Origin of the sequence: Mesorhizobium sp. WSM4308, assembly GCF_002294905.1 — a bacterium.
Taxonomy (GTDB): Bacteria; Pseudomonadota; Alphaproteobacteria; order Rhizobiales; family Rhizobiaceae; genus Mesorhizobium.
On the sequence record NZ_NSFW01000014.1, the window covers coordinates 128,786 to 149,459 of the forward strand.

A 20,674-nucleotide genomic window follows, 5' to 3' on the forward strand; every position below is an offset into this window, starting at 1 on the left:
TCTGGCCAGGGCGCGCCCTGTCGTTCTAGGTTTCGGGAAACAGCTTGGGGAACAGCTCATCCAGCGTATCGGCCGGGAAGCGCAGCGACACCGGGCCTTTCGGCGTGTCCGATGCAAGCAGGCCAAGGCCCAGTATATCGGCAAACACGCGCCGCGCGGTACGTTCCGGCAGGCCGGTGATGCGCGAGGCTTCGCCGCGATCGAACTCGCCACGCAACAGCGCCTCCTCGAGCAGCCGGAACGCCTCCGGCTTGACGTCGTGGCGCTGCACAAAGCGCTGCAGCCGCTGTGCGAGCTGATTGAGATCGAACAGGCTGGACATGAAGCCGACCTGGTCGACGCACACGCGCAAGAACCACAAGATGAAATCGCCAAGCGCGCGTTCCGAGAGATTGCCGCGGCCGTCGCGATCGCCCTGGCGCGGCATGTCGGCGTGATCCATCATGCGCTTGTAGTCGCCCCGGCTGTTCAAGCCCCGGGCCAAGCCACGCGAAATCGACCACAGCCCATGCGCAGCGACACCGGCCTCATGGGCCATGGCATGGCTCATCAAGCGGCTGACGCGGCCGTTGCCATCGGGAAAGGGATGGATGTAGTTGAACCGGTGGTGGGCTGCCGGGATGGCCAGAATGCGCGCGGCTTTGCCCATGCGGGCGAAACGGTAGCGCGTCGCGAAATACTCCATGAACGCCTCGACGCGGTCACTCGATGGCGGCTGGTGTCGTCCGACCGCGACGTCATGCTCCGGCGCCGATCTCCACATGCCGGGGGGCATGACGAACTCGCGGCCTGCACCCCCGATGCGCAACATCGCTTCATCGGCATCGCGGTAAAATTCGGCATGCAGCCAGCGTAGGAATTCGGGCGAGGCCGGCTCGGGTACCCGTTCCTGTGCTGCCATCTTGTCAATCTCAGCCTGCAGCCGCACATGCGCCGCGGCTTCGATCTGCAGATTGCGCCGCTCCTTGTCCTTGTCGAACTCACCGGCCAGGGCGCGTTCGATGTCGCGGGGGCGTGTGTTGTGGCCCTCGATGAGGTTGCTATAGTAGGTGTTCATGATGCGCACGAGATCGGCGAGATTGGCTGCGGTGCGCGAATGCAGGTTTTTGCCCAGAACGGCCGATGCCGCCGCCAGCTCAGCCAGCGCATCCGATATCGGCTCGGATATGTCTTCCAGTCGTGCCGGTTCGATGCGCTGGACGGTTTCTTCCATGGTTGGCCGATCTTTGTTTCAGTTAAATATATAATTATAAAGATTTATTTTTGTTTTTCCAGCCTAATTGGCCGATCTGTTGGCCGATCATCAGCGCAGGCATCTACAATGTCCGATTGGAGGCCCACGGCGCCGACGATGATCGTCATGCTGGCCGATGTTAGAGTACCTCAATGCTCTGAAATCCATGAATAAAACCCGTGTCGCCGAGATTATTGGCCGGTCTGTTGGCCGATGTTTGCGAAACAGCTGGATCGAGCCGGCTCAGCCAGCCTCGGAGAGACCAGGAACAAGGCTCTCGCTTGTCGTCGATGGGGATGAGCGACCTGGCGGAAGTCGATCTTGGGAGAGGGCAGATCATAGCCAGGCTGCGAGCTCCGGCTTTGATGTCCATGGATGCAACTGAGCCCGTTGCGCAGACTTGCGCGACGATAATGCTGACAAGCCTCCATCCGCTAAGCGCATGCGCGATTTAAGCGCAGTCAATACCGGAATCCATTGAGGGCGGCTGTCATTCACTTCCGCCATTTCTCTCCATGGCCCGTGAATGCGGTGGAGATGGCTATGGCGATCGATGGCGATTTGGCGATCCGTGACGGATCGCAGCCCCTGGCCGGAACGGCAACCGCAATCGCGCATCACGGAGAACTTATCCAGGGCGTCTTCCAAGGGGACGACGGGCATCTTCAACGCGGCCTGGTGACACTGCCGATTGCCGGGTTGAAATCAGTGGCGACCTTCGTCTTGGGCGTGGACAAGGGGATCATTGTCCATCCCGATCACAAGGTCAAAGCGGCGGCGGCCGCGCGGCTGACGCTTGATCTTTTGAGTGTCAGCGGCGGCGGTGATCTGACACTTCACAGTTCGATCCCGGTCGGGCACGGCTATGGCTCATCGACAGCCGACGTTGTCGCCTCGATCCGCGCTGTGGCTGCTGCTCTCAAGGCTCTGCTGCGGCCATCGAGCGTCGGCCGTCTCGCCGTGGCAGCCGAGCGTGCAAGCGATGCTATCGCCTATGATGATCACGCAGTCCTGTTTGCGCAGCGTGAAGGCGCCGTGATCGAGAACTTCGGCGGCTCCTTGCCGCCGTTGCTGCTGGTGGGGTTCAAGGCCAACGGCGGCGCCCCGGTCGACACGTTGCAGCTGTCGCCCGCGCGCTATGACAGTTCCGAAATTCAGCAATTCGGCGTGCTTCGGGCACTGGTGGCAAGGGCCGTTCGTTTCCAGGACCCCTATCTCCTGGGACGTGCCGCCTCGGCCAGTGCCCTGATCAGTCAACGGCATCTGCCGAAACAGGGTTTCAACGAGGTCGTCCAGATCGCCGAGGAAGCCGGAGCGTGCGGTGTGCAGGTCGCCCATAGCGGCTCTCTGTTCGGTGTCATTTTTGACCTCTCCGAAACCGACCTGAGACGAAAGGCAGGCTTGGTTGCGCAGAGGGCGGAGTCGGCTGGTTTCACGGATGTCGAGTTTCATCTGGTCAATGGGGAGGGGTGGCAATGGTAGCCGTCGATGCCGACTATTTCAGGGACCTGGAGACGCCCCGTCTGGCTCACCTGTCGCGAAATGTTGTCGCTGCCGCCTTTCCGCTAATGAAACTGATGCCGGCCCGTTACATTCTGGATCGCGCCGCTGCGGACGGCGAGTTGAAGGCAGGCGCGCATATTGTCGAGACGACGTCGGGCACGTTCGGAATGGCGGTGGCGCTGCTCGCCGCGGCGCGCGGCTATCGGCTTACGCTCGTCACCGCCTCGACGCTGATCGACGCCAGATACAAGGCGCGCCTCGAGCGCATCGGCGCCTCGGTCATCGCGTTGGACGATCCCCGTGGTGATGGCAACCAGCCCGGCAGGCTTGAGTGTCTTCATGACATCCTGGCCAGGGAGCCGGACGGCTTCTGGACGCGTCAATACGATAGTCCGGGAAATTGGCTCGCCTATGCGCGGCTGGCCGAGCTTCTGATCCGCGCGATGGGTCGGATTGACTGCCTTGTCGGTTGTATCGGCACAGGCGGCTCGCTTTGTGGCACTGCCTGGTTTTTGCGAACCATCTTTCCCCATCTCACTGTTTTCGCCGTCGATACCCACCACAGCATCCTGTTTGGTCAACCCGTTGGCAAACGCATGCTGCGCGGGCTGGGCAACAGCGTGTTGCCGAAGAATGTTCGCCACGAACTGGTCGACGAGATCCATTGGGTCGGTGCCTACCCAGCCTATATGGCGGCTCATCGTTTGCTGCGCGATCACGGCATCTTCATGGGGCCGACCAGTGGCGCCGCCGCGCTGGTGGCACAATGGGTTGCAACCAAACACCCGGATGCCCAGGTCGCCGCCATCATGCCGGACGAAGGTCACCGACATATCGAGACTGTCTACAATGACGACTGGCTCTCGAGCTTGCCTGGCTGGCCATGCGCGCAAGTCAGCGAACCGAACACACTTTCAATCATCGCGCCAAGGGCAGAAACACAATGGACGCGCTTTGTCTGGAACCGCCGCAGCCTGGCCGAGGTGCTGGAAACACAGGCAGCCGTGAAGGCCCAGACGAGCGACTAACTTGCCCGGCGTTCTAGGAGGCGAGCCGGGGCTCATTGGCATCCAGCCAGCGCCAGGCATCCTGGGTTGTCTGGAAAATCCGATCATTCCTGTCCGGCGTGACGGACCGGTCGAGATCCTTCAGTCCGCTGGCAGTCACAACCGCAACCACGCGGTCTGTCGGCGCGATGATGCGTTGGCGCCTCAATGTAGAGATCGCAATAAGCGGCGTGACCGATGCGAGCTCGGCAAAGATGCCTTCGTCGCGGGCAAGCTGCTCCTGCATTGCGACAAGCCCCTGGTTGCCAACGGGTACGGCATGGCCGCACGAGTCCCGAAGTGCCTTCAGTGCCTGGAAGGTGCTGCGCGGCGTGCCGATCGAAACGGCAAGGCTCTCGAAGGCCATCGGGCGCTCCGGCAGTGCATCGGCGCCGCTGGCAAGCGCCGCCGCCAGTGACCCGTGCACTTCCGCCGCAACGAGTCGCGGCAGACGGGCGATCGCGCCTTGCGCGAACAGCTCGCAAAATCCTGCCCAGACGCCGGACAAGGCATCGCCATAGCAGACCGGCAGCACGCACCAGTCCGGCGCGGTGCCTCCCGATTGCTCGACGATCTCGTAGGCAATCGTTTTATAGCCCTCTATGCCGAGTGGATGGCTTCCAACGACCGGTCCGTGATAGGGCGAGGCTATGAACCAGTCATAGCGGTCAGCCGCCTGCGCAAGCAGCGACCATCGGTCCATTTTGCTGACCAGCGGCACAACCGTCGCGCCGTATTTGCGGATTTGCGAGAGCATCGCGCCGGCTGATCCCGCGAACGTGGTGACGATGCATTTCAGTCCAGCTCGGGCAGCGTAAGCCGCCAGCGAAGCGCCGGCGTTTCCCGAAGAGGCGGTTGCGACAATTTTTGCGCCCCGCGCACGCGCAATGCTGACGGCCACTGTTGAGAAGCGGTCCTTGTGCGACCAGGTCGGGTTTCGTCCTTCGTCCTTGATCACGAGGTTTGGCACGCCGACAAAGGCGCCGATGCGCGGCGCCGCCAGCAACGGTGTTTGACCTTCGCCAAGCGTCACGGCCTCCTCGGCCGCGCAAGGCAGCATATGCGCGAAACGCCATAGCGAGCCTTGGGCGGTAGCTCCATCGAAGGGATGTGGCTGGTGGGCCGGATAGACCGGCCGAAGATTTGCCGGCGCGGTCTCACGACACTTTTCGCACCCCCGGGAGTCTATGGCGAGATCGCCGGGGTAGGAAACGCCACATCGGATGCAGACGAATTTCTGGACTCGGCTTTTGTCCACTTCGGGTCCGCTCCCGTCGTCCGGGGAATGCTCCGACACGTCGCCCAAGAGCTCGCGAAACGGCAGGCTCGCCATGGCAATTCCTTTTTCAGGGAACGATGAATTCGCCTGTCGTTTCAAACAGCCAGCAGCACGGCTGTCAATGCAGAATGTGCACTATAGTGTGTCGCACCAGAGTGTGCGCCGTAGCATCCGTTGCTTGATGAATCTTCGCGGCGTTTTTGGTCTGAACGTGCAGCGGCTGCGCAGGGAAAGAAAACTCTCGCAGGAGCAGTTGTCTTTCATTTCGGGGCGCACGCGGGCTTATATCAGCAGCGTCGAGGCTGGACGCCGCAACGCCACTCTGGATACGGTCGAAATCCTGGCAAAGGCCTTGGGCGTCGAACCGGCGGCGCTGATCTCGGCAGGCCCAGGACATCGGCGACCCGCTCGCGTGATGAAGCAGGTTGCTTCAAAGTCAGCCGAGTGACGCGATCGGATTCGATAGGTTATTGAACCGACTAAGATTTCTTTGTATTTGCGCCGGCTAATTGACTCCTTCAGTATACATTCGCAGCAAGTCCCATTGAAGATCGTGTCTCTACTCGCTTAAGTTGTTGCCGGGGTTGGGCCTGACTTTCGTCGAGGTCTGCCAATGGAAAACGATAGTATTGCTCAGCTCTTTGCGGCGATCTCAAGGATCGACACGGGGCGGTCGGCGGTTGCAATCCTGCAAGAGTTTCGCTCCGCAATGGCGCGCTACGGATTGCGTCATTTCCTCATTACCGGTTTGCCCGTGCCGCATGATACGGCCTGGCAGCGCGAGATTTTGGGCGATGGCTGGCCGCCCGAATGGTTTTTCCGCTACCTCGAGGAAGATCATTTTCTGCATGATCCCTGTGTCGCGCAGTGCCGGCATTCGCCGCAACCGTTCCTGTGGAACGACCTTGCGGCAGGAAGGATGAGTGCGCGCGCGAAACTGGTGATGGACGAGGCGGCGGAGTTTGGAATGCGAGAGGGCCTCTGTGTCCCCATCCACGTACCGCTGGCGGGTCCAGGCGTCGTCACGGCGGCGAGCGAACGGATCGACGTGCCACCAAGCGCAATGCCTTTTATCGAAACGCTCTGCGTCCACACGTTCCGGCGTCTCTCGGGGCTGGAGGCGAGCGGCCAAGGCAGTGATGCCACGCCTTTGACAGGGCGTGAGCGCGAACTCCTGCAGTGGAGCGCACAAGGCAAATCGAACGAAGACATTGCCTGCATCCTCGGGGTCACCAGGAACACGGTCGAGAGTCACCAACGAAACATTCGCGGCAAGCTCGATGCGATCAATGTCTCGCATGCCATCGTCAAAGCTCTGCGACGGCAGGAAATCCAGATTTAGCAATACCTGAATACCGTCATACGTGCGCCAAGCGCGGTTTCCTACGACCTCCGCCTGGAGGCGTCATGGTTCTTATCCATCTGGTTACCTGGGCAAACAGGAAGCACTACAGGAAACTTCTGGAGCGCTATTTTCGCATCAGGTACGACATCTACGTCAGGCAGAGGCGGTGGCGCGCCGTCGCGCGCCCCATCAACATCGAGATCGATGCCTTCGATAACGAGCATGCGCTCTATCTTCTCGCGCTTGATACCAACGGCAAGATCGTTGGTGGTTCGCGCCTTGTCCCAACGCTGGAGCCGCATTTGATGAGCGAGGTATTTCCAAGTCTCGCCAGGGGAACGCCTCCGCGAGCCGCGGAAATATTCGAATGGACGCGTTTCTTCGTCATCCCTTCGCTTCGTACCCAAGGTGCCTCCTCCCCTGTCGCGGGCGTGGTCCTGTGCGGTCTTCTCGAAGCGGCTCTAAGACTCGGAATCCGACAGATCAGCGTTGTCTGCGAAGCGTTCTGGCCGAAACGTCTGCGCGCCCTTGGCTGGACCCTGACAGAGCTGGGCGAGGTTCTTGAACATCCCGACGGTGACATTGTCGCACTTCTGATCGACGTCACGCTTCAGGCCATCCAAGCGACGCGCCGTGCCTATTCTATCAGCGGCGCCATACTCGCGGATGAGGCTTGACCAGGCCGATACGCGATTGTTTGCGAAGGAGTTCTCGGACAGCCGATAGTGTGGCGTATTGTGTCGGGCCCACGAGCGCGGTAGTCAGCCCTATGGCGCGGCAAACCCGGTTTTTCCCCTTATGAGGCCCCTTGTCCTGATTTCCTCACAGGATCCGGATTTCTTTCTGGTCTTCGGACACATACTCTCGGTCGCGGGCTTCGACACGCAGCTAATGACCGAGGACAAGGAAGTCACCCGCCTCATCGAGGTGGCAAAGCCGCTCGCGGTGATCCTGGACTGCCATCCGGGGGACCGTGCCATCGCAAAACAGTGTGTTCGGCTGAAGTCGACTGCGGCAACAAATGCCACCCCGGTCGCAGGTTTGGTCGCGCCACGTTCCGGCAAGCTGCATCTGGATCTGATCAAGGCCGGCGTCGACGAGATATTTTCGCGGCCATTCCCGCCCGACCAACTTCTGACCTGGCTGCATGGCAAGGCCGGCCTTGCACGGTTATCGCGTGAGACAGGGACCGGCGATCTGGTGCAGGGTGATTTTCGTCTGGAGCGAGCGACCCACCGAACCTTCTTCAAGCAGAAGGAAATCACGATGCCGCCGATCGAGTTCAAGCTGTTGCGCAGCCTTTTGGCGAACCCCGGCAAGGTTATCGGCCGGGAAGAACTCGTGGCGACGGCATGGCCGGAACATGCTGCCGCGACCGACGTGCGGGGCGTTGACGTGCATATCGCACGGTTGCGCAAAAGGCTTCGCGCGGCCGTCGGAAGCGATGTGATCAGAACCGTCCGGTCGGCGGGCTACGCGTTCGCGCCGGACTGGTAACCCGCCGGCATTGCCCGCGACAAGCGACCAATCGCCGTTACTCGACCAGTTGCCGCTCCGCTCGTCCGAAACGGCCTGCTCAATGTCTCAGGATCGTGTCCAGGAACAGCCGGGCGCGCGGATGAACGGCGGTTGAGAAAAAGTCTTCGCAGGAAGCCTGCTCGACAATGCGGCCTGCGTCCATGAAAACAACCTCGTCGGCGACTTCACGCGCGAAGGCCATCTCGTGGGTGACGCAGACCATGGTCATACCATCTCGCGCCAGAGCGGTCATGACGTCGAGCACCTCCTTGATCATTTCGGGGTCGAGAGCCGATGTGGGTTCATCGAAAAGCATGATGCTGGGATTAAGGCAAAGAGCGCGCGCGATCGCCACCCGCTGTTGCTGACCGCCAGACAACTGGCCGGGATAGGCGTTCGCCTTTTCAGGGATGCGCACCGCTTTCAGCTGATGCATAGCGATCTCCTCCGCCTCGCGCACCGATTTGCCAAGGACTCGCCGCAAAGCCAGGGTGCAGTTGGCGAGTACGCTCAGGTGGGGAAAGAGGTTGAAGCTCTGGAACACCATGCCTGTTTGCCGCCGCGCAACCGCGGTGTCGCGAGCGCTTTGTCCGAGCGTCACCCCTTCCAGCTGAATGGTTCCTTTCTGAAAGCCCTCAAGACCGTTGATGCAACGGATCAGGGTCGATTTGCCCGAGCCGGAGGGACCGCAAATGACGATGCGTGCGCCCGTGCGGATGGTCAGATCGATACTGTTCAAGACATGCAATGCGCCGAACCACTTGTTCAGTCCTTCGATGTGGACCAGGGGTTTTGCCCGAACGGCCGAAACGGGAGACATGACGTGAGCGAGCATTAGCGGCGTCCGGTTGCAAGCAGGCGCTGTTCGACGCGCTTGACCCCGTAGGAAACGACAACCGCCAGCGTCAGGAACAGGACACCGGCGACGGTCAGTGGCTCGGCGTATCGATAGGTTTCGGAAGCGATATCAAAGGCACGTCCCAGCATTTCCGGCACGGCCAGGACCGCCAGATAAGGCGTCGCCTTGAGAATCGATACCAGGTAGTTGCCGAGCGGCGCGGCGATGTTGCGCAGCATCTGCGGCGCGATGACGAAAACCACCGTATCGCGCCGGCTGAGCGATAATGCTCGCGCTGCTTCCTGCTGGCCCTTGGGGATAGCATCAATGCCAGCCTTGAAGACCTCGGCCAGGTACCCGCTGTAGTAGAGGCTGAGGGCCAGGACGCCGACTGTCATGGCACCAAGACGGATCCCATAGAAAGGCAGGACGAAGTATATGAAATAGAGCCAGGCCAGAACCGGCGTGGAGCGGATGAAGTCAATCAGGAAGCGCACCGCAAAGCCGGGCGCGCCACCGCTGCGACGGATTATTTCGAAGGTGAAGCCGACAGCCGAAGCGCCAACACAACTCAAAACGGTGGCAAACAGGGTGGCACCAATCGCGCCGACAATGATCGGGATCGTCGACAACGCAAAGCCCACGTCAAATCCCACGCGACGGTCCTTTTTCGACGTTGACACGAGCCTCGAGCCAGCGGCCGGCAAGCGTGATCGGATAGCAGACGACAAAGAACGCAAGCAGCAGCGCCGAATAGATCGCGACCGGATTGTTCTGGGTCTGCGCGATCTCCTTGGCGCGGAACGTCATGTCCGTCAGCGTTACCAGCGACACCAGCGCCGTCGCCTTGACGAGCTGCATGAGGGTGTTGACGAAGGTCGGGCTCATGGCAACCAGCGCCTGCGGCAGTTCGACCAGGAGCAGGATCTGCGCGCGCGAGAGGCCGAGCGCCATGCCAGCTTCTCGCTGGCCGGCAGGCAGGGACTGAAGGCCAGCGCGCACAGCCTGGCTGGCATAGCCGCCGGCGTTGAGACCGAGCACCAGCGCACTGACGGTCAGCGCTGATAAAGTGACCCCGACCACTGGCAGCACATAGTAAAAGACAAAGAGCAGGACGACGACGGCGGAACTGCGCCAGAACTCGATCAACGCGGTCACCAGAAAGCGCGTTAAACCGGTGGTTAGAAACTGCGCGATGCCGAAGACCAGCGCGAACGGAACCGCAAAGACCAGGCCATAGGCCGTAACCGTCGCCGTGGTGCGAACCCCTTGCAAAATGCCCAACCAGATCTCGAACGTGCTCACGAGGCGTCTCAACCCTCCACGGCATATGGTAATGGTAGCGCCGGCGATGCCGGCTTTCTTCGGGTGCACCTGACGAGGATGGCTGCACGCGCAGAGGCTGACGCTCCCGAACCTGGCCACATGGCAATCCTCCGTCTGGTGATGGGGACGATCCTGTATGACCAGGGCCATCGCCAGCCTCTCATAGGCGCGGAAACTGTCATCTGTCAATAAATATGAACTTATTATTGCATATGTTCACATTAGACGGAACCTTTTCCGACGCCCGATCCGGCCTGGCGGTCTTGGATCGATGGGGCCGCCGTTCGCCTCTCTTTGCACGCTGCGCCTCGACGCCGGCCGAAACCTGTTGAATCGGACTGATCCACAGCTCTTTTGATCATCCCGCGACCGGGGCTTTTTGACGTGTTCCCGGCTCGGACGGGAACAAGATGGTCATCTCGTACAACAACACCGAAGGACACACACGCAGTTCGCGCATGCTGCGCACCGCGCTCGGGCCGGCCATCGCCCGGTTCCTTGACGACGCCGGTATCGTGGAAGTGATGCTGAACCCAGATGGCCGCATCTGGGTGGACAGGCTTTCGCAAGGCCTCTCCGATACGGGGGAAACGCTGACTCCTGCCGATGGTGAGCGGATCGTGCGGCTCGTCGCGCATCATGTCGGCGCCGAAGTGCATCCCCGTTCCCCCCGGGTCTCGGCGGAGTTGCCGGAAACCGGCGAGCGTTTCGAAGGCTTGTTGCCGCCGGTCGTCGCAGCACCTGCCTTCGCGATCCGCAAACCCGCGGTCGCCGTATTCACGCTCGATGACTATGTCGCGACAGGCGTCATGACCCGCGCCCAGGCCGCAATCCTGCATGCCGCCGTTGCTGGCCGCGCAAACATCCTCGTTGCCGGCGGCACCTCGACCGGCAAGACGACGCTGACCAACGCGCTGCTCGCCGAGGTGGCGAAGGGAACGGACCGGGTCGTCATCATCGAGGACACGCGCGAACTGCAATGTGCCGCTCCCAACCTTGTCGCCATGCGCACCAAGGATGGCGTCGCCACGCTCTCCGATCTGGTTCGCTCCTCGTTGCGCCTGCGGCCCGACCGCATCCCCATCGGCGAGGTGCGCGGCGCCGAGGCGCTCGACCTGCTCAAGGCCTGGGGCACCGGGCACCCCGGCGGTATCGGCACCTTGCATGCCGGTTCCGGGATCGGCGCGCTCCGCCGGCTGGAACAGCTTATCCAGGAAGCCGTCGTCACCGTCCCACGCGCGCTGATTGCCGACACGATCGACCTTGTTGCGGTCCTTGCCGGACGCGGTTCCGCACGGCGGCTGGCCGAACTCACGCGCGTCAAGGGGCTCGGTCCTGATGGCGACTACTGCACCGTTGAAGCCACCTTGAACAACACAGGAGAGAACTCATGATCCGCACACTTGCGCGCGCATCCCGCAACCTCGCGACCACGGCCGGGATCACCCTTGCCGTCAGCTTCATGCTCGCGCCGGTAGCCCATGCGTCAGGCTCGTCGATGCCGTGGGAACAGCCGCTCGAGAAGATCCTGCAATCGATCGAAGGGCCGGTCTCCAAGATCATCGCCGTCATCATCATCATCGTCACGGGCCTGACGCTGGCGTTTGGCGACTCCTCTGGCGGTTTTAGGCGGCTGATCCAGATCGTCTTTGGCCTCTCGATCGCCTTTGCCGCATCGAGCTTCTTTCTGTCGTTCTTTTCTTTCGGCGGCGGGGCGTTGATCTGATGGCACCGGCTTTCGAACAACTCGATGCCGTGCCGGGCTGGACGGTCCCCGTTCACCGCGCGCTGACCGAGCACATCCTGCTTGGCGGCGCGCCACGCGCCATCGCGATCCTGAACGGCACGCTTGCCGGTGCGGTCGGCCTTGGGCTGAGGCTCTGGCTGGTCGGTCTCATCATCTGGGCGCTCGGCCATTTCACGGCGGTCTGGGCCGCCAGGCGCGATCCGCTGTTTTTCGAAGTCGGGCGCCGGCACCTGCGGCTGCCCGCACATCTTTCGGTTTGAGGGTCTCGGCATGATGAACCTTGCCGAATATCGTCGGACCGCCAGCGGCCTGGCCGATTATCTGCCCTGGGTCGCCCTTGTCGCGCCCGGTGTCGTACTCAACAAGGACGGCAGCTTCCAGCGCACCGCGACGTTTCGTGGCCCCGATCTCGATTCCGCCGTTGCAGCCGAACTGGTTGCGGTGGCCTCGCGCATCAACAATGCCTTTCGTCGCCTCGGGTCGGGCTGGAGCATCTTCGTCGAGGCGCAGCGCCATGAAGCCGCGACGTATCCCGAGACCCAGTTTCCCGACGCCGCCTCCGGCCTGCTCGACGCCGAGCGCAAAGCCAATTTCGAAGAAGCGGGGGTTCATTTCGTCTCGAGCTACTTTCTAACCTTGCTTTTCCTGCCGCCGCCTGAAGACGCGGCGCGTGCCGAAGGATGGCTTTACGAAGGTCGCGAGCAATCAAGCGTGGATCCTCGCGCGATCCTGCGCGCCTTTGTCGACCGGACAGAGCGCGTGCTGTCCCTGCTCGACGGATTCATGCCTGAATGCCAGTGGCTCGATGACGGACAAACGCTGACCTATCTGCATTCGACGGTCTCGACCAAACGCCACCGGTTGCGGGTTCCCGAGACGCCGATCTACCTCGATGCGCTCGTGGCCGATGAGGTGCTGACGGGCGGCCTCGAGCCACGCCTTGGCCACCAGCATCTTCGCGTGCTGACCATCGTCGGCTTCCCGACCGCGACAACGCCCGGCCTGCTTGACGATCTCAATCGGCTCGCCTTCCCGTACCGCTGGGCGACGCGGGCGATCCTGCTCGACAAGACCGATGCCGCCAGGCTCCTGACCAGGATCCGGCGCCAGTGGTTTGCCAAGCGCAAGAGCATTGCCTCGATCCTCAAGGAGGTGATGACCAACGAGACGTCCGTGCTCGTCGACACCGACGCCGCCAACAAGGCGGCGGACGCCGACGAGGCGCTGCAGGAACTCGGCGCCGACATGTCGGGCATGGCCTATGTCACCGCGACCGTCGCTGTATGGGATGCCGACCCGCGCGTGGCTGACGAGAAATTGCGGCTTGTCGAGAAAGTCATCCAGGGTCGCGACTTCACGACAATCATCGAGACTGTCAACGCCGTCGAGGCCTGGCTCGGCTCCTTGCCCGGGCACGCCTATGCCAACGTCCGCCAGCCTCCCGTCTCAACGCTCAATCTTGCTCACATGGTCCCACTCTCTGCCGTGTGGGCGGGGCCGGAACGGGACGAGCATCTGGTCAGTCCTCCCTTGCTTTACGGCAAGACAGAAGGCTCGACCCCATTCCGGTTGGTCCTGCATGTCGGCGATGTCGGCCATACCCTGGTCGTTGGCCCTACAGGCGCCGGCAAGTCGGTGCTGCTCGCGCTGATGGCCCTGCAGTTCCGCCGCTACGACAAGGCCCAGGTTTTCGCCTTCGACTTCGGCGGTTCGATCCGCGCCGCCGCGCTCGCTATGCGCGGTGACTGGCACGATCTGGGTGGCGGGCTTGCCGAGAGCGTGGAGGCATCCGTTTCGCTGCAGCCGCTGGCCCGCATTCACGACACATATGAGCGCGCCTGGGCCGCCGACTGGATCGTCGCGATGCTCACACGCCAGGGCCTCCAGATTAATCCAGATGCCAAGGAGCATATCTGGGCCGCGCTGACATCGCTTGCGTCGGCGCCGGTCGAGGAACGCACCCTCACTGGCGTTAGCGTGCTGTTGCAGGCCAATGAGCTGAAGCAGGCGCTGCGCCCCTATTGTGTTGGCGGCCCTTACGGCCGGCTGCTTGACGCCGAGACCGAACATCTCGGACACGCATCCGTGCAGGCGTTCGAAATCGAGGGCCTCATCGGCACGCAAGCCGCACCAGCCGTGCTCTCCTACCTGTTCCATCGCATAGGCGACCGGCTCGACGGCCGTCCGACGCTGCTCATCATCGACGAAGGCTGGCTTGCCCTCGACGATGCGGGGTTCGCCGGTCAATTGCGCGAATGGCTGAAGACGTTGCGCAAGAAGAACGCCAGCGTCGTCTTCGCCACCCAGTCGCTGTCCGACATCGACAGTTCGAACATCGCGCCGGCGATCATCGAAAGTTGTCCGACCAGGCTGTTGCTGCCGAACGAGCGCGCGATCGAGCCGCAGATCACGGATATCTATCGCCGCTTCGGTCTCAACGATCGCCAGATAGAAATCCTGGCGCGCGCGACGCCCAAGCGCGACTATTACTGCCAGTCGCGGCGCGGCAATCGGCTGTTCGAACTGGGCCTCTCCGAAATCGGCCTCGCGCTTTGCGCTGCATCCTCCAAGGCGGATCAGGCCCTGATCGCCAGCATCGTGGCCGAACATGGTCGCGACGACTTCCTGCCGGCCTGGCTGCGCGCCCGAGACGTTGGCTGGGCCGCTGACCTCATTGCCGGGCTTTCTAACCTGAACCTACAAACGCAAAAGGAGTCTCAGTCATGAATACTTATCGTTTGCGCGCGCGCTCTCTTGCCCTTGGCGCCATGCTCTGCGCGCCGCTCGCGATCGCACCGGTGCTGCTGACAACGCCAGCCCAGGCGTTCATCGTTTTCGATCCTTCCAACTACGCCCAGAACGTTCTGACGGCCGCGCGGTCGCTTCAGCAGGTGACGAACCAGATCACCTCGCTGCAGAACCAGGCGCAGATGCTGATCAACCAGGGCCGCAATCTCGCGAGCTTGCCCTTCTCTTCACTGCAGGCGCTGCAGCAATCGGTACAACGCACGCAACAGCTGCTCAACCAGGCGCAGAACATCGCCTTCAATGTCGAGCAGGTCGACAGGATGTTCCAGGAGAAATACGGGAAGGTTTCCCTGTCCGCGCCGGAGCAGCAGCTTGTCGCGGACGCGCGCTCGCGATGGCAAAATACAGTCGGTGGTCTTCAGGACGCCATGCGTGTGCAGGCGGGAGCCGTCGCAAACATCGACACCAACCGCGTGCAGATGTCGTCGCTGGTCGGAGCCAGCCAATCGGCGACGGGCGCGCTGCAGGCGACGCAAGCCGGCAATCAGCTTCTGGCGCTGCAGGCCCAGCAGCTCGCTGACCTGACGGCTGTTGTCGCCGCCAACGGCCGCGCCGCGGCGTTGAGCGAAGCGGAACGCTCCGCGGCCGCCGAACAGGGACGCGAGCAGCGTCGTCGCTTTTTGCGCGCCGGATCCGGCTACCAGGCCGGCAATGGCGCGATGTTCAACCGCTGAGGTTGCGCGACGTGGATGGCAAGATACTCCTTCGCCTGGGCGCCGTCGTCTTCGTCGCGGCGGCGATCGCGGCTGCCCCGCTCGAAATGACCCGCGACAGGCAAACGCCGGACGGTTCTGGTTCGCCGGCCCCGGTCACGCTGGCGCCAAGTGCGCTGCGTGAAGGCCTTCGCCACTGCCAGAGCCTTGGCGAGGCCGCGCTCCTTGACAAGGATTGTTCGCGCCTGTGGGCCGCGCAACGTGATCGCTTCCTCGGCTTCAGATCACCGTCGGCGGGCCAGGCATTGGGCGCCCCAGGTTCGAGTGGCCAAGGGAAACGATAGACATGGGCAACACCGGCGTCATTGACCAGTTCCTCGCTACGTTCACGCGCTATATCGACAGCGGCTTCGGCCTGCTCGGCGGCGAAGTCGCCTTCGTCGCTACCACGCTCATCGTCATCGACGTGACGCTTGCCGCGCTTTTCTGGAGCTGGGGCGCCGATGACGACATTCTGGCCCGGCTCATCAAGAAGACGCTTTTCGTCGGTGTCTTCGCCTATCTGATTTCCAACTGGAACAGCCTGGCGCGCATCGTTTTTGAAAGTTTCTCAGGTCTTGGCCTGAAAGCCAGCGGCACCTCCTTCACGGTCGAGGACCTGCTGCGGCCCGGCAAGGTGGCGCAAACCGGCCTCGATGCCGGGCGGCCGTTGCTCGAAGCCATCTCGGGCCTGATGGGCTATGTCTCCTTCTTCGAGAATTTCATCCAGATCGCCTGCCTGCTCTTCGCCTGGGCGCTGGTGCTGCTCGCCTTCTTCATCCTGTCCGTGCAGCTTTTCGTCACGCTGATCGAATTCAAGCTGTCGACGCTGGCTGGCTTCGTCCTCATCCCGTTTGGTCTCTTCGGCAAGACGGCCTTCATGGCCGAGCGGGTGCTTGGCAACGTCATCTCGTCCGGTATCAAGGTGCTGGTGCTGGCCGTCGTCATCGGTATCGGCTCGACGCTGTTTGGGGAATTTACCCAAGGCTTTGGCGGCGAGAGCCCGACCATCGATCAAGCCATGGCGATTGTTCTGGCGGCGCTGTCGTTGCTTGGCCTCGGCATATTCGGCCCCGGGATCGCGAACGGCATTGTCTCAGGCGGACCGCAGCTCGGCGCCGGCGCGGCCGTCGCCACCGGTCTTGCAGCGGGTGGCATGACGCTTGCCGGGTTCGGCGCAGCCGGTCTGGCGGCGCGGGGCGGGGCGTCAGCGTTTTCGGGAGCGGCGTCGGCAGCGCGCGGCGCGACCGCGCTCGCCGGTGGCGGCTCGGCGGCTTTCATGCTCGCGGCGGCCGGACAGGCCGGCGCCGCCGGCCTCGCCTCCGGCGCGGGCGGCATCGCAAGCGCCGGCGCCTCCGCTGCCGTTTCACCACTCAAGCGCGCCGCGGCACGCGCCGGCCAGTCATTCAAGGCGAGCTTCACCGCCGGCGCCAGTTCGGCGGCCGGGATCACTGGTGGATCTTCAACCATGGGTACGGTTGGCAATGCCGCTTCGCCGCCTACGGTTCCTTCTTCCTGGGTCGGCAATCCATCCGGCACCCAGCCCGAATGGGCCAAACGCCTGCAGCGATCCCAGCGTCTGTCACACGGCGCCCAGACTGCCGCCCATGCCGTGCGGGGCGGCGACAGCCACGGCGGCGGCGCTTCGATTTCTCTTTCTGAAGGCGAATAACCAATGAATGTCTTTCGGCGCCCAGCCGTTCACTACGGCAAGATCCCTCGACCGGAAACGCCTTATCAGAAGGCAGCGCAAATCTGGGATGAGCGCATCGGTTCCGCGCGCGTTCAGGCAAGGAACTGGCGTGCCATGGCTTTCGGGTCGCTGATCCTGTCGACCAGCCTCGCCGCCGCCCTTGTCTGGCTGTCGGCGCGTGGCACTGTCGTGCCCTGGGTGGTGCAGGTCGATGCGCTGGGACAGGCGCAGGCGACCGCGCCCGCGATCGCCGGCTACAAGCCGACCGATCCTCAGATTGCGTGGCATCTCGCCCGTTTCGTCGAACAGGTGCGCTCCATCCCTTCTGATGCGATCATCGTGCGCCAGGACTGGCTGCGTGCCTACGAATGGACCACCGACCAGGGTGCCGCCGCGCTCAACAACTACGCTCGCGCCAACGATCCGTTCTCCAAGGTCGGCAAGCAGCAGGTTTCGGTAGAGGTGTCGTCGGTCATCCGCGCCTCGCCGGATTCGTTTCGTGTCGCCTGGATCGAGCGGCACTACGACCATGGGCAGCTCTCGGGAACGGAGCGCTGGACCGGAATCCTGACAATCGTCATGCAGCCGCCGAGCGACGCGGAACGGCTTCGCGCCAATCCGCTCGGAATCTACGTCAACGCCATCAACTGGTCGCGGGAGATGAGCCAATGAGCCTCAGATTGCGTGTTGTCGCTGTCCCTTCACTCAGAGGATACCTGCTGTCGACCGCGCTGGTGTCGGCAGCAGCATTCCTCGCAGGGTGCGCCGCGACGCCAACAAAGCCGCCGAACATCCGCTACGATCCCTATGTGCCGCCCTTGGCCGCTCTGCCGAAGATCGCACGCGAAGAACGACCAAGGCCGCTGCTCATGCCCCCGGCCTGGGCTCCCGCGCGTGGCGGTGGCGCCGGCAACACACCGACCGCGCGGGTGGAGAACGCCAATGCCGTAGCGCGTGTAGAGCCGCGCCGGAAGGGCTACTACAACGCCATCCAGATCTATCCCTGGAGCGAGGGCGCGCTCTATCAGGTCTATGCCTCACCCGGTCAGATAACCGACATAGCTCTCGAGCCCGGCGAGAGCCTTGCAGGCGAGGGTCCGATCGCGGCAGGGGATACGGCGCGTTGGATCATCGGTGACACCGAAAGCGGATCGGGCATTACCCGGCGCGTGCATGTCCTGGTGAAACCCTCGCGGGCCGACATCAAGACCAATCTCGTCATCGCCACGGATCGGCGCAGCTATATGCTCGAACTGCGCGCGGGGGCCAAGACCTACATGCCCGCCGTCGCATGGTCCTACCCGGCGCCGCGGGCCGGTTCGCGACAAGCCATCCCGACGACGCCGGTGATACCCGACATGGCCGCGCGCAATTACCGCTACGGCCTGACAGGCGATGCGCCACCCTGGAAGCCCGTCAGCGTCTTTGACGATGGCCGCAAGGTTTATGTCGCGTTTCCGCGTGGAATCGTGCAAGGCGAGATGCCGCCGATCTTCGTCATCGGCCCGGACGGCGAAGCCGAGATCGCCAACAGCCGCGTCTACCAGAACATCCTGATCGTCGACCGCCTCTTCGGCGCGGCCGAACTGCGTCTTGGCAGCGGCAAGCGGCAGCAGACGGTAAGGATTGTCCGACTCGACGGACGAGCACAGGGCCGGCTGCGGCAAATGCCGAGCGTCGGCCGCGTTGGAACGGCCGGCGCAAAAACAGGCGGAGGGGAGCAGCCATGACCGATAGCGATGTTGCCGCCGAACCGATGCGGCTTCGCGCCGACCCGCCGCGCGTGACCCGCCTGTCGCGCAAGGTGCTCGCCAGTATAGGCTTGGCCACCTCGCTCAGCATTGGCGTTGCGCTGGTGTACGCTCTGCGGGACGGCGACACGAGCAAACAAGGCGACGAGCTGATTTCGACGTCAAATCGTCAGCCCGCCGATGGGTTGGCAAGCTTGCCGCGCGACTATTCCGGCCCGATCCTCGGGCCGCCGCTGCCTGGCGATCTCGGCAGGCCGATCCTCGATGCGCAAAACAAGGGACAGTCACCGATGATCGCGACCCCCGCGGTGGACGAGGCAGAGCAGCGCCGGGTGGCAGAAGAGGAGGCGGCCAGAACGTCGCATGTCTTCTTCCAGGAAGGACAAGGAAGCGCAACGATCGCCGATACATCTGGATCGCTTGCCATGCCAAACCTCGGCGAGCTCGCCGGGCAGGCCGGCCAGCCGAATGCGCAGGACCGCCAATCCGCTTTCCTCAACACCGCGGCGGATCGCCAGACCGTGGCTCCCGATCGCGTCATGCCCCCGGCGTCACCTTATGTGCTCCAGGCCGGCGCTGTAATCCCGGCTGCGCTCGTCACAGGCATCCGCTCGGATCTGCCCGGCCAAATCAGCGCCCAGGTAACGGAGAATGTCTGTGACAGCCCGACCGGCCGGGCGCTGCTCATTCCACAGGGAACACGCATTGTAGGCCAGTACGACAACGGGGTTGGGTTCGGGCAAAGCCGCGTGCTGCTTGTCTGGAACCGGCTGATTTTTCCCGATGGACACTCCATCGTTCTGGAACGGCAGCCCGGCACGGATCCGCAGGGCTATGCCGGTCTAGAGGATGGTGTCGACTACCATTGGGGAGAGCTGTTCAAGGCAGCGACGCTGTCGACGCTCCTGAGCGTCGGCGCGCAGGCGGGCTCGTCCGGCCAGGAAAGCGAAATTGCGCGCGCGCTGCGAGACGGCGCCTCCGACAGCGTCAGTCGGGTCGGCCAGCAGATCGTCCAGCGCCAGCTCGACATCGCGCCAACGCTTGCGATCAGACCGGGATTCCCGGTTCGCGTCCTCGTCACCCGCGACCTTGTGCTTGAACCTTACGGAGGCTGAAGAATGGCCAAGTTGAAACTGGCTGCGATCACCGACGACAGGCCGGTCAAGATCACGGTGGAGTTGCCGGCTCCGCTGCATCGCGACCTGGTGAGATATGCAGAGATTCTCGGGCGCGAGGTGGGGCAACCCTCTGCTGATCCTTTGCGTCTGATCGCGCCGATGCTTGAGCGGTTCATCGCGACCGATCGCGGCTTTGCGAAAGCCAAGAAAGAGAAGCCCTGATCCAGGGACGCCGCCAAAGCGCACGTCAAGGGTCTACTCGATAGGCAGCGGTTGCGCGTGCTTCACTTGCCCCAAGGCAAAGCTCGATTCTATCGAAGCGACCCCTTCGAGCCGGGTGAGGGTGCGCTTCAGAAAGGCCTCATAGGCCTGCAGGTCCTTTACGACAATGCGCAACAGATAGTCACGCTGTCCTGTCATCAGGTAGCACTCGACGATTTCCGGCCAGCGTTGGACGGCCTTCGCGAAACGGTCGAGTTCCTCTTCGCGCTGCCGCTCGAGCTTGATCGAGGCGAATACGCTGATGGGCAATCCGACTTTCAACTGATCGACGATCGCGACATAGCTTGTAATGACACCGGCCGCTTCCAGATTGCGGACCCTGCGGGCACAGGGGGACGGTGACAATCCCACCGCCTCGCTCAGTTGCTCGCTTGTCGCATGCGCGTTGGATTGCAAGACTGTCAGGATCTTGCGGTCAATATCATCGAGAGCCATGCTTGACATTTTTGGTCTCCAGAGCCGGCAAGGTTCGCTGATATAGCCAATCGTGTGGC

Annotated in this window: 23 protein-coding genes; 17 read left to right on the top strand and 6 right to left on the bottom strand. The window is 62.7% G+C overall.

What is annotated here, in order from left to right; translation table 11 throughout:
* Positions 1–25: 25 nt before the first annotated feature.
* Positions 26–1,213, bottom strand: coding sequence for a Fic family protein (locus CK227_RS24580; protein ID WP_095774567.1), 1,188 nt, complete (start codon positions 1,211–1,213; stop codon positions 26–28).
* 564 nt (positions 1,214–1,777) lie between these two features.
* Between CK227_RS24580 and CK227_RS24590 the strand changes: the two genes are divergently transcribed.
* Both CK227_RS24590 and CK227_RS24595 read left to right on the top strand, forming a co-directional pair.
* A complete protein-coding gene (locus CK227_RS24590) occupies positions 1,778–2,716 on the top strand; it encodes a kinase (protein ID WP_095774566.1) in 939 nt (312 codons plus the stop codon).
* Positions 2,710–3,765, top strand: a complete 1,056-nt coding sequence (locus CK227_RS24595; protein ID WP_095774565.1) for a PLP-dependent cysteine synthase family protein — start codon at positions 2,710–2,712, stop codon at positions 3,763–3,765. The genes CK227_RS24590 and CK227_RS24595 overlap by 7 nt, the downstream gene beginning before the upstream one ends.
* A gap of 13 nt (positions 3,766–3,778) precedes the next feature.
* On the opposite strand, the gene CK227_RS24600 is transcribed toward CK227_RS24595, so the two are convergent.
* Positions 3,779–5,041: a threonine synthase gene (locus CK227_RS24600; RefSeq protein WP_245318244.1), complete on the bottom strand. Its 1,263-nt coding sequence runs from the start codon at positions 5,039–5,041 to the stop codon at positions 3,779–3,781.
* A 73-nt stretch (positions 5,042–5,114) separates the two neighbouring features.
* On the opposite strand from CK227_RS24600, the gene CK227_RS24610 reads away from it, so the two are divergent.
* The 4 genes from CK227_RS24610 to CK227_RS24625 all read left to right on the top strand — a co-directional run bounded on the left by CK227_RS24610 (position 5,115) and on the right by CK227_RS24625 (position 7,904).
* Positions 5,115–5,510 (top strand): helix-turn-helix transcriptional regulator, encoded by a 396-nt coding sequence (locus CK227_RS24610; protein ID WP_348628974.1) that lies wholly within the window; start codon positions 5,115–5,117, stop codon positions 5,508–5,510.
* Between the two features lie 165 nt (positions 5,511–5,675).
* A complete protein-coding gene (locus CK227_RS24615; protein WP_095774562.1) occupies positions 5,676–6,404 on the top strand; it encodes a LuxR family transcriptional regulator in 729 nt (242 codons plus the stop codon).
* A gap of 65 nt (positions 6,405–6,469) precedes the next feature.
* Positions 6,470–7,084 carry an acyl-homoserine-lactone synthase gene (locus tag CK227_RS24620; protein ID WP_095774561.1) on the top strand — a complete coding sequence of 205 codons (615 nt, stop codon included), beginning with the start codon at positions 6,470–6,472 and terminating at the stop codon, positions 7,082–7,084.
* A gap of 214 nt (positions 7,085–7,298) precedes the next feature.
* Positions 7,299–7,904: a response regulator transcription factor gene (locus CK227_RS24625; protein ID WP_245318230.1), complete on the top strand. Its 606-nt coding sequence runs from the start codon at positions 7,299–7,301 to the stop codon at positions 7,902–7,904.
* Positions 7,905–7,983: 79 nt separating this feature from the next.
* Here CK227_RS24625 and CK227_RS24630 read toward each other — a convergent pair whose 3' ends face one another.
* Genes CK227_RS24630 through CK227_RS24640 form a run of 3 tightly spaced genes read right to left on the bottom strand, consistent with a single transcriptional unit; the run spans position 7,984 to position 10,239 of the window.
* Complete coding sequence (locus tag CK227_RS24630) at positions 7,984–8,760, bottom strand: amino acid ABC transporter ATP-binding protein (RefSeq protein WP_095774559.1); 777 nt, start codon at positions 8,758–8,760, stop codon at positions 7,984–7,986.
* The gene (ehuD, locus tag CK227_RS24635; RefSeq protein ID WP_095774558.1) at positions 8,760–9,419 is read right to left on the bottom strand and encodes an ectoine/hydroxyectoine ABC transporter permease subunit EhuD; all 660 of its coding nucleotides are present in this window, start codon (positions 9,417–9,419) and stop codon (positions 8,760–8,762) included. The genes CK227_RS24630 and ehuD overlap by 1 nt, the downstream gene beginning before the upstream one ends.
* Positions 9,409–10,239 (bottom strand): amino acid ABC transporter permease, encoded by an 831-nt coding sequence (locus tag CK227_RS24640; protein WP_245318229.1) that lies wholly within the window; start codon positions 10,237–10,239, stop codon positions 9,409–9,411. The genes ehuD and CK227_RS24640 overlap by 11 nt, the downstream gene beginning before the upstream one ends.
* Positions 10,240–10,499: 260 nt before the next feature.
* Here CK227_RS24640 and trbB point away from each other — a divergent pair, with 260 nt between their 5' ends.
* Genes trbB through CK227_RS24695 form a run of 11 tightly spaced genes read left to right on the top strand, consistent with a single transcriptional unit; the run spans position 10,500 to position 20,120 of the window.
* Positions 10,500–11,483: a P-type conjugative transfer ATPase TrbB gene (trbB, locus tag CK227_RS24645; protein ID WP_095774556.1), complete on the top strand. Its 984-nt coding sequence runs from the start codon at positions 10,500–10,502 to the stop codon at positions 11,481–11,483.
* A complete protein-coding gene (locus CK227_RS24650) occupies positions 11,480–11,815 on the top strand; it encodes a TrbC/VirB2 family protein (RefSeq protein ID WP_095774555.1) in 336 nt (111 codons plus the stop codon). The genes trbB and CK227_RS24650 overlap by 4 nt, the downstream gene beginning before the upstream one ends.
* On the top strand, positions 11,815–12,096 hold the full coding sequence (locus tag CK227_RS24655) for a VirB3 family type IV secretion system protein (protein WP_095774554.1): 282 nt from the start codon (positions 11,815–11,817) through the stop codon (positions 12,094–12,096). Before CK227_RS24650 ends, CK227_RS24655 begins: the two co-directional genes overlap by 1 nt.
* Positions 12,097–12,106: 10 nt before the next feature.
* A complete protein-coding gene (gene trbE / locus CK227_RS24660) occupies positions 12,107–14,563 on the top strand; it encodes a conjugal transfer protein TrbE (protein WP_095774553.1) in 2,457 nt (818 codons plus the stop codon).
* Positions 14,560–15,318 (top strand): P-type conjugative transfer protein TrbJ, encoded by a 759-nt coding sequence (gene trbJ, locus CK227_RS24665; protein WP_095774552.1) that lies wholly within the window; start codon positions 14,560–14,562, stop codon positions 15,316–15,318. The genes trbE and trbJ overlap by 4 nt, the downstream gene beginning before the upstream one ends.
* 11 nt (positions 15,319–15,329) lie before the next feature.
* Positions 15,330–15,641 carry a putative entry exclusion protein TrbK-alt gene (gene trbK-alt / locus CK227_RS24670; RefSeq protein ID WP_095774686.1) on the top strand — a complete coding sequence of 104 codons (312 nt, stop codon included), beginning with the start codon at positions 15,330–15,332 and terminating at the stop codon, positions 15,639–15,641.
* 2 nt (positions 15,642–15,643) lie between these two features.
* Positions 15,644–17,008, top strand: coding sequence for a P-type conjugative transfer protein TrbL (gene trbL / locus CK227_RS24675; RefSeq protein WP_095774551.1), 1,365 nt, complete (start codon positions 15,644–15,646; stop codon positions 17,006–17,008).
* Between the two features lie 3 nt (positions 17,009–17,011).
* Positions 17,012–17,701: a conjugal transfer protein TrbF gene (trbF, locus tag CK227_RS24680; protein ID WP_095774550.1), complete on the top strand. Its 690-nt coding sequence runs from the start codon at positions 17,012–17,014 to the stop codon at positions 17,699–17,701.
* The gene (gene trbG / locus CK227_RS24685) at positions 17,698–18,759 is read left to right on the top strand and encodes a P-type conjugative transfer protein TrbG (protein WP_095774549.1); all 1,062 of its coding nucleotides are present in this window, start codon (positions 17,698–17,700) and stop codon (positions 18,757–18,759) included. The genes trbF and trbG overlap by 4 nt, the downstream gene beginning before the upstream one ends.
* Positions 18,756–19,895, top strand: coding sequence for a TrbI/VirB10 family protein (locus CK227_RS24690; RefSeq protein ID WP_095774548.1), 1,140 nt, complete (start codon positions 18,756–18,758; stop codon positions 19,893–19,895). The genes trbG and CK227_RS24690 overlap by 4 nt, the downstream gene beginning before the upstream one ends.
* A gap of 3 nt (positions 19,896–19,898) precedes the next feature.
* The gene (locus CK227_RS24695) at positions 19,899–20,120 is read left to right on the top strand and encodes a DUF2274 domain-containing protein (RefSeq protein ID WP_095774547.1); all 222 of its coding nucleotides are present in this window, start codon (positions 19,899–19,901) and stop codon (positions 20,118–20,120) included.
* A 33-nt stretch (positions 20,121–20,153) separates the two neighbouring features.
* Here CK227_RS24695 and CK227_RS24700 read toward each other — a convergent pair whose 3' ends face one another.
* Entirely contained in the window at positions 20,154–20,624 is a 471-nt protein-coding gene (locus tag CK227_RS24700) for an Lrp/AsnC family transcriptional regulator (RefSeq protein ID WP_095774546.1), read from the bottom strand.
* Positions 20,625–20,674: the final 50 nt, after the last annotated feature.